Annotated in this window: 10 protein-coding genes; 1 reads left to right on the forward strand and 9 read right to left on the reverse strand. The window is 32.6% G+C overall.

Features of this window, described 5'->3' with window-relative positions:
• Window positions 1–6: 6 nt before the first annotated feature.
• Window positions 7–1914 (reverse strand): ABC-F family ATP-binding cassette domain-containing protein, encoded by a 1908-nt coding sequence (locus ACP15M_RS11225; protein ID WP_425077304.1) that lies wholly within the window; start codon window positions 1912–1914, stop codon window positions 7–9.
• An 81-nt stretch (window positions 1915–1995) separates the two neighbouring features.
• Here ACP15M_RS11225 and ACP15M_RS11230 point away from each other — a divergent pair, with 81 nt between their 5' ends.
• Entirely contained in the window at window positions 1996–2379 is a 384-nt protein-coding gene (locus ACP15M_RS11230) for a DUF983 domain-containing protein (protein ID WP_425077425.1), read from the forward strand.
• Window positions 2380–2386: 7 nt separating this feature from the next.
• Here the strand turns inward: ACP15M_RS11230 and ACP15M_RS11235 are convergent, their stop codons facing one another.
• The 8 genes from ACP15M_RS11235 to ACP15M_RS11270 all read right to left on the reverse strand — a co-directional run bounded on the left by ACP15M_RS11235 (window position 2387) and on the right by ACP15M_RS11270 (window position 12666).
• On the reverse strand, window positions 2387–3430 hold the full coding sequence (locus ACP15M_RS11235; RefSeq protein ID WP_425077305.1) for an NAD(P)/FAD-dependent oxidoreductase: 1044 nt from the start codon (window positions 3428–3430) through the stop codon (window positions 2387–2389).
• Between the two features lie 133 nt (window positions 3431–3563).
• A complete protein-coding gene (gene gldN / locus ACP15M_RS11240; protein ID WP_425077306.1) occupies window positions 3564–4463 on the reverse strand; it encodes a gliding motility protein GldN in 900 nt (299 codons plus the stop codon).
• Window positions 4464–4499: 36 nt separating this feature from the next.
• Window positions 4500–6068, reverse strand: a complete 1569-nt coding sequence (gene gldM / locus ACP15M_RS11245; protein ID WP_425077307.1) for a gliding motility protein GldM — start codon at window positions 6066–6068, stop codon at window positions 4500–4502.
• A gap of 56 nt (window positions 6069–6124) precedes the next feature.
• A complete protein-coding gene (gene gldL, locus ACP15M_RS11250) occupies window positions 6125–6760 on the reverse strand; it encodes a gliding motility protein GldL (protein WP_425077308.1) in 636 nt (211 codons plus the stop codon).
• 74 nt (window positions 6761–6834) lie between these two features.
• A complete protein-coding gene (gene gldK / locus ACP15M_RS11255) occupies window positions 6835–8205 on the reverse strand; it encodes a gliding motility lipoprotein GldK (protein ID WP_425077309.1) in 1371 nt (456 codons plus the stop codon).
• A 186-nt stretch (window positions 8206–8391) separates the two neighbouring features.
• A complete protein-coding gene (locus tag ACP15M_RS11260) occupies window positions 8392–9558 on the reverse strand; it encodes a formimidoylglutamase (RefSeq protein ID WP_425077310.1) in 1167 nt (388 codons plus the stop codon).
• Window positions 9559–9563: 5 nt separating this feature from the next.
• Window positions 9564–12068: a type I DNA topoisomerase gene (gene topA, locus ACP15M_RS11265; protein ID WP_425077311.1), complete on the reverse strand. Its 2505-nt coding sequence runs from the start codon at window positions 12066–12068 to the stop codon at window positions 9564–9566.
• 154 nt (window positions 12069–12222) lie between these two features.
• Window positions 12223–12666, reverse strand: coding sequence for a hypothetical protein (locus ACP15M_RS11270; protein WP_425077312.1), 444 nt, complete (start codon window positions 12664–12666; stop codon window positions 12223–12225).
• Window positions 12667–12699: the final 33 nt, after the last annotated feature.

The raw sequence follows: 12699 nt of genomic DNA on the forward strand, positions 1-12699 counted from the left end.
AATGAATTATGAGAATGCCTCTAAGTCTAATTGTATCGCTTCCCAATCAGACATCAACTGCTTTAACTTTTCTTTTTTGGCTTGATAACGATCAAAAAAAGTAGCATCAGAGACAGTTGCATCATAATTGGTTGCCAGATCTACATCGTCAGCTTTTATCTCTTTTTCTAGATGACTTATTTTAGATTCTATATTGCTTAATTTATTGTTTAGCGATTTGACTTTTTTCTGATCTTCATAAGATTGTTTATTAGTCGCTTTTGGTGTTTCTTTAACTACTGTACGCTTTTCAACTTCACGCAAGTTTTCAACATTTCGCTGTTCTAAATAAAAATCTATATCACCTAAATACTCCTTAATTTTTTGGTCTTTAAACTCATATACTTTATTAGTCAAACCTTGTAAAAAATCTCTATCGTGTGAGACTAAAACCAAAGTACCTTCGTACTTTTTAAGCGCTTCTTTAAGAACGTTTTTAGATTTGATATCTAGATGATTGGTTGGCTCATCCATAATGAGCACATTGATAGGTTGCAGCATTAATTTTGCTAAAGCCAATCGGTTTCTTTCGCCTCCAGAGAGTACTCTTACATATTTTTCAACTTCATCTCCTCTAAATAAAAAAGATCCCAAAATATCACGAACTTTACTTCTATTAGATTCATTTGCTGCATCAATCATGGTATCTAAAACGGTTTTACTTCCATCTAAATACTCTGCTTGATTTTGAGCAAAATATCCTATCTGTACGTTGTGTCCTAACTTTAAATGGCCTTTATGTTTAATTTCACCAACAATAATTTTTGCTAGTGTCGATTTTCCTTGTCCGTTTTGACCAACAAAAGCAGTTTTACTGTCACGTTCTATCATTAGATTCACATCTGTTAAAACCTGATTGTCATCATAACGTTTGGATATTCCTTCGGCTTCAACCACAACTTTTCCTGGTGTGACAGATACTGGAAAGTTTAAGGTCATGACACTATTATCATCTTCATCAACCTCAATACGATCAATTTTATCTAACTTTTTTATAAGTGATTGAGCCATTGAAGCTTTGCTTGCTTTAGCTCTAAACTTTTCAATTAATTTTTCAGTTTGTTCAATCTGTTTTTGCTGATTTTTTTGAGAGGCTAATTGCTGTGTTTTAATCTCTTGACGCAATACCAAAAACTTAGAATATGGTTTTGGGTAATCGTATATTCTACCTAAAGAAATTTCAATTGTACGATTGGTTACATGATCTAAAAACATTTTATCGTGTGACACAATTACAACTGCTCCTGAATAGTTTTTTAAAAAACCTTCTAACCAAATAATCGATTCTATATCTAAATGGTTTGTTGGCTCATCTAGCAATAGAATATCATGGTTTTGAAGAAGTAGCTTCGCTAACTCGATACGCATTCTCCAGCCACCAGAAAAGGTATCGGTTAGTTTATTAAAATCGTCTCGTTTAAAGCCAAGTCCTTGTAATATTTTTTCGGTTTCACCTTGATAATTATAACCTCCAATGATCTCGTAAGCATGCTGAACTTCATTCAAATCTATCATTAATTGATTATAACTCTCACTTTCATAATCAGTGCGTTCTGCCAATTGTGTATTGACATGCTCCATTTTAGCTTCGAGTGCTTTTATTTCTTTAAAAGCTTCATACGATTCTTCTAAAACCGTTCTTCCGAAGACAAAATCAATATCCTGCTTTAAAAAGCCTATACTTAAGTTTTTATCTGCTGCAATTTGCCCAGAATCTGGTTCTAATTCTTTTGATAAAATCTTGAGCATTGTCGATTTACCAGCGCCATTTTTACCAATTAATCCTATACGATCTCCAGGACTAAGTTTAAAGGTAATATCTTCAAATAGGTATTCGCCTTGAAATGAAATAGAAAGGTTATGGATATTGAGCATTTGTGACTTTTGTTACAATAAAACTATTAATAAACCGTATTTTTGTATTACAATACGAAACGCAAAAGTAATCAATTTTATATCATGCTAAAAGGCACAAAAATATATAGCATTTTCACAGGAGCTTGTCCAAAATGTCATCAAGAATCTATGTACGAAACTAAAAACCCTTATGTTTTAAGTGATGTTTTAAAAATTAACGAAAAATGTTCGCACTGTCATACACGTTACCGAATTGAACCTTCATTTTTTTATGGTTCTATGTATGTTAGTTATGCTGTAGGAATTGCATTTGCTGTTGCAGCTTTTGTAATAAGCTACTTGTTTTTAGGTAGCTCTTTAATGACTGCATTTATTGCTATTGTTGCAACTGTTATTTTTTGTGGTCCTATTATTATGCGACTTTCAAGAAATATATGGATTAATATATTTATGAATTATGATAAAGAGTTAGTTAAGAAATAAACATAATTTATTGACATCGTTTGATGTCAATTTCCTTATCTAACGCTGTATCGTTCTCAATATAATCATACAATTGCTCAGCCACAAAAGGAGACATCATCACTCCTCTAGTGCCTAAACCATTAAGTACAAACATGTTTTTATGCGTTTGATGCGCACCTACTAAAGGTCTACGGTCTTTTGTTGTTGGTCGTATGCCTGCTACTTGATGTACCACTTCAAAATCACAATTGATGATTTTCTTTAACTTCTGAATCAATTCTTCTTTTCCTTCTGAAGTAATCGCATGTGTTTTATCTTCCCATTCATAAGTTGCTCCAACCCAATATAAATCGTTCTCTAAAGGAGCAATAAATACTGAAGACTTTAAAATGAAATTCATTTTTAAATTTGGAGCCTTAATGGTTAGCATTTCACCTTTGGTTCCGTTGAGCGGAAGTGTATTAAAAAATGGATTCTTTTTTATTCCGAAGCCTTCAGCAAACACAATATATGTTGAACTTAGGTTTTTATACTGAAGGATATTCTTTTGAATTTTTAACTGTTCATATTCAAATGATTCGTTAATCAACTGGTCATTCAATTTAAGAAACTCTGTGTAAGATTCTATTAATTGCGTTGTATTAACGCGACCCGAATGTAATACTTCTCCAAAACCAAACTCGGCATCAATTGAAGGGTTTTCATTTTTAATTAAACTTGTAGACAAAAAATCACCTAGAATAGGCTTATCTGAAGCTGTAAACCAATCATTCTGCTCTTCAATAGATATAAACCGTCTATATACAGGACGTTTATAAACAAGTTTAACATTTAGTAAGTCTTCAAGAGTTTTATATTTCGGAATTGCTAATTCAAGAAGAAATTTAGCTTTCCATACTTTTGTAAATCGTTTTAAAACAACAGGATTGTATAAACCTGCTGCAACTTTAGACGATTGCTGTGATTGGTTATCGAAAACGACAAAACTTTTATCATGAAGCCTAAGCTTCTCACAAAAAGCGATACTCGCTAGACCGTTACCGACAATAATATAATCTACATGTTTCATTATAACAAAAGTAAAGAAGATATTATGAGCACAATTATAATAAGCATCAAAAAGATACGCTCAACTCAAATTAAAAACAAAAGCGCTCACTAAAAAAGTGAACGCTTTTGCATGGCTAAAAATATAATGCTCTTTAGTAAGACCACATATCTTGTTCGAAATTACGAATCTTATCTTTAATACGATCAGATTCTAATAGTTGCATTAATGCATTATCTGCCACATATTCTTTAATTTCACGATCTCCATATACATTTTCTTCTTTATACATATAACCGTTAAAACGTCTAGAGTTTAACAAATGGTCAAAAGTTAATGGCATAGCACTATTTTTACGATTAAATGCTTTAGCTTCATGTAATATTTCTCTTACTTCAGGATAAAACACCCAAAATAAGGCATTAGGAGTTTTTAAAGATTCATCTTCAGAATCTAGAAAGTTTACATCAGGCGCTGCAGGAGCAATGCCTAAAATTCTATACTTTAATTCACCATGACGCTTATCAAAATACCACAATCCTTTAATTAAATATGCACTAATATGAAAAGCTTCAATATTAGTTGTTGTGATATACTCAGGATCTACATAACCATCAGCATTTAATTGATCGTAACCAATATCTAAAGTATCTACTTTAGTTGTGATATCTTGTATTTCTTTCATTGTACGCTTTACGTTAAAATACTCGTCATTATATACATTTTTAATTGTTCCGTTTTTAACAGCTTTAATTAAAGTATGATATAAAGAACGTCTTTCTTTTCCAATATTATTTGTATCTACTGGAAAGTATAACGGAAAGTTTACACGTTCATCCAAAACTACTTTTTCCCAAGTCATCTTAGAAAACAATATGTCTCTATCATCAACATAGCCATATTCTAATGGTTTATCATTATCTAGTGCTAACTGTGCTTCAGTTTTAACACCAACTTCTTGAGGAGTTTTGGCATTCAAAATATTTGCCTGTGCACAGATATTAGCTGTGACACCTACAGTTACAAAAATTGACAATAAGAATTTATAATTCATCTTTTCTAATTTTAAATTTGGGTATTATAAGTTGATTTAGTTAGTCAACTCAATTATTAGTGGTGATGCTGGTTTGATAGCAGGACCATTACTTCTTGATTTGATGTCAAAAATCTGAACCTGAGATCCTCGTTTTGCACTTCTAAGAGCTGATTTTGCTGCACCATTAAGTCTATTACCAGAACATGTTACAGAAGGCTTACCTTCTACTTTCATTTTAAATCCAGTAACTGTTAATGGTAAATCGAAATCGAAGTCTTCTAATACAGCCTCAATACGACCAATTTCAACATTATTTCTAGGTAGTTTTGCTGTTCCAATTTGTCCAGCAATTTGTCCAGATGGTTTTGGAATATCTTTAATTCTAAATACAGCTTTATCACTAACTTTAGATCCGTCGTCAAGTGTTGCAGTAACGTTAATTGTTACTTCTCTACCAGATGTTGGCACCATAGTATATTTACCCATACCAGAACCTTTTTTCAATCCAGCACCTGAAGCAGATACTTTATTATCAGGAACACCAGCAAATGAAATCGTCATTGGGTTAACTACACCACGATACACTACATTCATTTTATCTGCAGAGATTGTAGCTGAATTTGGTCTTGGCACAACCACGTAGTTTCCTTTAATTGGAATATCTAATGGTTTTCCATCTTCTAAGAAAGTAAATTTACCATCAATTTCATGTTCACCTACACTACCTACATTAAAGTCTAAACGTGCAGCTCCAGTAGAATCAATTGCGTTTTCTAAATCTACAGCAGAACCTCCAACACTTAATCCTGTAGGAGTAACGTTTGCATATTTACCTAACACAACTTTTCCTTGAAATTGTTCTCCTGCAAAAAATGCAGATTTATCAGCAATTACAATAGCTGTATAGTTTTTAAGAGATACTGCTTCATCTAAAGTATTACCAAGAAACACATTAAACATATTTGCTTCAGTTACTTTAACATCATTTTGCATTGCTGTTAACTTTGTATACGATGCAATTGCAGGAAACCCTTTAAAGTGGTAATCTAACCAATCGATTTTTTTACCATCCTTGTTTTTTTCTTGCTCTGTACTAAAACGTTTTTCAAAGTTCTCAACAGCTTTGCTGTATTTTACATCATCACCAATAATTCCTTTGATTGTGCTTTTATAATCTTCAATTTTAGACATTACTTCTTGACCTTTCTTGGTTAATCTGTCTCCAGTAAACCAAGCTTCATCAAGAATATCTGTTTTATCCATTGCTTCAAAAGGTAATTTTCCTGTTTCAGGATCTATTTGGTATTTACCTTTAGATAATAAATCATTCTTTAAAGTTTCGATGTACTTATAAAAACTTTCTGAAGCTATACTAATTTCCTTTGCCTTATTTGCTGCTAAAGCAAATTCAGCTGGTTTTTCTTCTGCTTTTGTTTCAAGATTAGCTAGTAACTTTTCATTCATATCTGTAGTTACTACGTTTGCATCTGAAAATTTTGCTTCCATCAATCCAAAAGCGGATAGTACTTCTTTAGACATATTCATTGCCATCATAGCAATAAATACTAAGTACATTAAGTTAATCATTTTCTGCCTTGCAGATAATTTGCCTCCTCCTGCCATTTTTTAATCAGTTTTTTAAGGGTTAAAAATTATTGAATAGTTATTAAAAAAACTAATTAGCTTTTGTTCATTGCAGAAAGCATTCCACCGTATACACCATTTAATGATGATAAGTTAGACGCTAATGATTGCATTTGTTCTTTAAGTTTCTCAGCATTAGCTACAGATTCTTCGTTAATTGCAGCCTGACGATTAGCGCTTTCCATTTGTACTTTATAAAGGCTATTTAATGATTCCATTTGAGCAGCAGCTAAAGACATTTCTTCACTGTATTTCTTTTGAGCAGCCATTGAATCTACTGTAGGACTAATTCCTTTTGCAGCACCTTCAAAGTTTTTAATGCTTTCTCCTAAACTAGCCATTAACTCACCATCTATTTTAGCATCTTTTAAAAGATTGTCTAATTTTTTAGATAGTAAACCTTCAGCATCTTTTGGTTCTTCTTTTTTACTTTTTTTACCTGAAGACATTCCTCCAGCTAATTCAGGGTAAACCAATGACCAATCTAAGTCTGCTTGTTGTCTTTCGAAAGCCGAATATGTAAATACTAATGCTTCTACGATCATTCCAAGAGTTAAAATTTCTGAACCAAATGGCCAGTGTTGAATTTTAAATAAAGCTCCAACGATTACGATTGCTGCTCCTAGTCCATAGACCATATTAGTTACGGTTACCTTTCCTTTTTGTGCCATAATTTTGTTTTTAGTTTTAGTCTTAAGTTTAATACTTAAGTAGATTAAATATTTAGTTTAGTTAATTAATAATTTTAGTTGGTTGCTGCATTTTTAGTGACCTCAGTTCCCATATAATCCTGAACTGTTCTAAATCCAATGTAGCTTCTTGCTGAATCTGCATATTCGTAATCTCTAGAACTCACTTGTAAGAAGTAAGCTACATCTTTCCATGAACCTCCTCGAACAACTTTACGTTCGTTATTAGGATCATTTACAGTAGGATTGAATGATGCAGAATATTCATATGATGAAGGCTCATAAGATCCTTGAACCCACTCTGAAACATTTCCTGCCATGTTATAAAGATCAAAATCATTAGGCTCATAAGCATCTGCTTCAACAGTATATAATGCTTGATCAGCAGCATAATCTCCTCTTAATGGTTTAAAGTTAGCCATAAAACAACCTCTATCATTTTTAGCATAAGGTCCACCCCAAGGATATGTAGCTCCTTGAATTCCTCCTCTTGCTGCATATTCCCATTCAGCCTCAGAAGGCAATCTGAATTTATTTACAAATTGTCTTCCTTTTTCTTTTTGGTATATATTTTTCTTTAATGTTCTCCATTGACAGAATGCGTTGGCTTGTTTCCAAGATACTCCAACTACTGGATAATCTCCATAAGCGTCATGCCAGAAATAATCATTATGCATTGGCTCGTTGTAAGAATAAGAGAAATCACGTATCCAAGCTGTTGTATCTGGATACACTTCAACTTCTTCAGTAATAATTACGTCTTTACGTCTTAAATTACGATTCTTAGCTGCCTTTTGTATATCCATGTACTTGTACTGGAATTTAAATTTCTTAACATCCCAAGTACGTTGACCATTATATGATTCTTCAATTGGCAAGTACATTGTATCCATGACCTCAGCATAGTATTCGTCAGGATAATCATTAGTATCTAAAATTAAATCAACATCATGATTCAATTTTCTACCTTCATAACCTGTTGGTCCTAGCCCACTATAATTGTCATACATATACTTTTCATATACAGACATATTTTCTGGATCTGCATCATTAAATGCAAATTCGCCAATACCTCCATTTCCAGGAGTTTCACCAATTTCATCAGCTAAAATAGCAAGTTTGGTTCTTAATATTGAATCTCTAACCCAATACACAAACTCACGATATTCACTGTTAGTGATTTCAGTTTCGTCCATATAGAACGCTCTAACTGTAACAGTTCGTGTTGGTGCGTCTTGAACACCAGCAAGGTCATCATCCGATTTTCCCATTATAAATGCTCCACCTGGAACAAGTGCCATACCATAAGGTTTTTCGGGATGCCATTTCTTTCCTTTAACTCCAACCAGTTCTCCTCTGTCACCAGAGCCACAACTGACTAATAGAGCTAAAACAGCGGTTAATAAAGCAAACTTCTTAATATTCATAGAAACTCGAGGTTAAATTATTTAGTTGTAATTATTGTGTTTTAAAAACGTTTATTTTTTTAAGGCAGTAAACATATTTATATATTTTGTAAAAAACAATTTTTTTTATAACTTTTTTGCATTTCATCCTACTAAATTAACATTTCATCGATTAAAAAAACGTTAATCTTTAAAAAGCTAAATATACTAAAAACCATTCTTTTTATACGCTTTATACCATCTTTCTGGTATTTTACCTTGACTAGCCTCCACATAATCTTCATGTGTGCATGGTAATAACGTATGCTTTTTTAATTTATTATTAACATTTGGCAAAAAAGGTATTTCAATCCACCAACGTCCTGTTTTTATGCTTTTATAAAATATAAGTTCCTCATCTTCAATAAGAACATTATACTTTTGATAGTTCTCTTCGTCAGAAAAAACATCGTCATGTATTCTACAATTAACACCTTCGATAAAATACCATATCATTTGAGATACTAACATTGGAGTTGCATCTAACTCTGCTGTAGTTTTAAATTCATAAACACCAAATGAAGACACCTTATTACTAATTCCTGCATAACGCGAAATGGCACAAATCTCTTTTCCGTTAAAGCCATTAGGTGAAAATTTTTGCTTTGCACCTACTTCAGCAGCTCTAACAGATTTCAAATCTATGCTTACAATATGCGCATCACGCATTACAGGTTCTACCATATTAATATTGTGAGTAACTTCCCCTAATCTATAAGCTTCAAAATATAGCTTATCCATCAAATCAATTTCTTCTTGTGAATTGAAATACGTTTGATATCCTATTGCTGAATAATTAAATAGATTATAAGGTTGCTCTAAAATAATTTTTCCAAGGAAACTATTATTCTTCATTTCTACTGAAGCATCTCCTAAATCAAAATTACTATCTACATTTACAATATTTACCATTGGAGCCATGGTATCATAAGCACGATAATTAGCATAGGTTAAATCTTGGCTTCCTCCTATAATAATTGGGATAACTTTTTTTTCTATTAAAACAGAAATGATAGTACGAACTGCATAATAAGTATCTTCAACAGATGAACCTGCTGGTATATCTCCTAAATCTGCTATAGAGGTATGCCAATTTCCTGGGAAAAGAGCATATAATGATGTGCGAATAGCATCGAAGTTCAATGCTTCTCCCATATAATTAACATCATTTCTATTTTCTTTTACTCCAATAATAGCTAGACTAACACCATCTAAATCTGGAATGCCTTGTTGAGAAGAGTGTACTTTTATTTTTTTGCCCAAGGCTTGTTCAGACAATAGTTCGTTATGAGCTAATACTGCATCTGAAACAGGTGACAAAAAATTAAAGTTCATTGGTTTTATTTTTTAGCAGTTGTTTTTTTCTTTGTGGTTTTCTTTTTAGCCGCTGATTTTTTCTTAGGTGCTTTTGTTTCAATATGAGCTTTAGCTTCTTCTAAGGTCATGTCTGAAACGTCAACTGTTTTAGGAAGCTCAACTTTTATTTTTCCTTTAATAACATTGTGTCTTCCCCAACGTGCTTTTTCAACACGAATCCCTTCATCTTCCCAATGATGAATTAATTTATCTTTTTCTTTCTGAATTTTTTCTTCAATCAAAGTTACAATGTCTGTCTCAGATAAATTATCCCAATCGTATTTTTTATTCACATTAATAAACATATTGTTCCATTTAATAAATGGCCCAAATCGTCCTTTTCCTTTTTGAACAGGCAAGTCTTGATACATATATATAGGAGCATCGGCTTTTTGCTTTTCTTTAATCAATTCAATAGCCTGATCCATTTCAACGTCTAAAGGGTTTGTTCCTTTTGGAAGTGAGACAAACTTTTTTCCAAATTTAACATAAGGTCCAAAACGACCGTTATTAACTTCAACTTCTTCACCTTCATAAGTTCCTAATTGCTTAGGCAACTTAAACAACTCCATTGCTTCTTCGTAAGTAATGGTTGTTAGCTGCTGATCTGGAGATAAGCTTGCAAATTGTGGTTTCTCTTCGTCATCAACAGTTCCTATTTGAACCATTGGCCCAAACTTACCTAAACGAACACTAACTTGCTTTCCTGTTTTGGGATCTTTTCCGAGTATACGCTCGCCAGATTCTCTTTCGGCATTGGCAGCAACATCTTCTACTTTTGGATGAAAGTCCTTATAGAAATCCTTCATCATTTTTGTCCAGTCTTCTTTACCTTCAGCAATCTCATCAAAATCTGCCTCAACTTTAGCAGTAAAATTATAATCTAAAATTGCTCCAAAATGATTCACCAAAAAATCAGTAACAATCATACCAATATCTGTTGGTACTAATTTACCCTTATCACTATTTACTTTTTCGGTAAGTGATTTATCTTTTATTTGTCTGTTTTGAAGTGTCAATTGCGTGTAATCTCTTTCTACACCTTCGTTAGAACCTTTTTCAATATAATTTCTATTCTGAATGGTAGAAATTGTTGGCGCATAAGTAGACGGACGACCAATTCCTAATTCTTCCAGCTTCTTAACTAAAGAAGCTTCTGTATATCGATATGGTGGACGTGAAAAACGCTCGGTTGCAGTTATATAGCTATTTAGTAAAGTCTCATTAACTTTCATTGCAGGCAGCATTCCTTCCTGCTCAGTATCTTCATCATCAGTTCCTTCAAGATATACTTTTAAAAACCCTTCAAAAGTAATTACCTCTCCATTAGCTGTAAATGTATTGTTATGAGTAGATGCACTAATTTTTACATTAGTTCTTTCTAACAAAGCCTCGCTCATTTGAGATGCAATAGCGCGTTTCCAAATTAAATCGTATAAACGTGCTTGATCTCTTTCAACATTAATTGTATGTCTTGTAAAATCTGTTGGACGTATAGCCTCATGCGCTTCTTGAGCACCTTTAGATTTTCCTTTATAATTTCTAGGTTTACTAAATTGAGAGCCATAAGCGTTTTCAATTTCGGCTTGCGCACCTTTTCGAGCTTCATCAGACAAATTAACACTATCTGTTCTCATATAAGTAATCAAACCTGCTTCATATAAACGCTGCGCATTTTGCATGGTTCTACTTACTGAAAATCCTAACTTTCTAGACGCTTCTTGCTGTAAAGTAGATGTTGTAAAAGGAGCAGCTGGTGATTTTTTAGCTGGTTTTTTTTCTAAATCTGAAACTTTAAAACTCGCTTCAGCATTTGATTCTAAAAATGCATAAGCTTCTTCTTTAGAAGAAAAATTCTTTGGAAGTTTAGCCTTGAATGTTTGTCCGTCTTCATTAGAAAACTCAGCATCTATTCTATAAGAAGCTTCGGCTTGAAAATCACTGATTTCTCGTTCACGTTCTACAATTAAACGTACAGAAACCGATTGTACTCGACCAGCAGATAAACCACCTTTTACTTTTCTCCATAACACAGGAGATAATTCGTAACCTACTATTCTATCTAATACACGTCTAGCTTGTTGAGCATCAACTAAGTCGTAATCAATACCTCTTGGATTTTCAATTGCTTTTTTAATAGCAGTTTTAGTAATCTCATGAAAAACAATACGTTTCGTTTTTGCTTTATCTAAACCTAAAGTCTCGGCTAAATGCCAAGCGATAGCTTCTCCTTCTCGATCTTCATCACTAGCCAACCAAACTGTTTCAGCTTTTTTGGCAAGGTCTTTCAGTTTTTTAACGACATCTTTTTTGTCTTTTGAAACTTGATATTTAGGCTTAAAATCTCCATCAACATCAACTCCCAATTCTTTTGAAGGCAAATCTGCAATATGCCCAAAACTTGATTCTACTTTAAAATCTTTTCCAAGAAACTTCTCAATAGTTTTGGCTTTAGCAGGTGACTCTACAATGACTAAATTCTTCGACATATTTGATTTTTTCAGGCTACAAATGTATGTGAAAAAAAATTTATCATCCTAATTTTTAAAAATTTCAATTTACTTTTATCGTAAAAAAGTGTGAGTTTAACTATAAAAACTCAAGAAGTTTATCTGAATAAAATTAAAGTAAATCTAAATTATTTTAAGGATACACATAGTTGATGCTTTCAGGAAAGCCCTCAATATTTAAAACCACCTCATTACTTCCTTCAACTCTTATATTACTTAAATTGAAACTTCGAGATTGATTAAACACAGCTAAGCAAGCTTCATTATTAGTAAAGACAAACTTTAAATAGCGTTGCTCTGGCGAAGATTCTGCAACGTTTCCAGAATCGACCAATACCATACTCCAAGTCTCTCCGTCACAACCACTAGCAGAAACCTCAATAGTTAGACAATCTTGATCTAAATTATATCCAACCAAAGTATAATCACCTGAAACTGCTGATTCAAAAAATGAATTGTCTATAATTACAAATTCACCACAACTATCATCGTTTAAATCATCATCACTATCACATTGTGCATTCATCAACAATAACGTAAAACACATACAAGCGATAATCATTTTAGATAATTTCATAGCATCAGTTTTTTTTTAGATACATAAAATGGT

It is taken from the genome of Psychroserpens sp. S379A, assembly GCF_049800755.1.
Lineage (GTDB): Bacteria > Bacteroidota > Bacteroidia > Flavobacteriales > Flavobacteriaceae > Psychroserpens.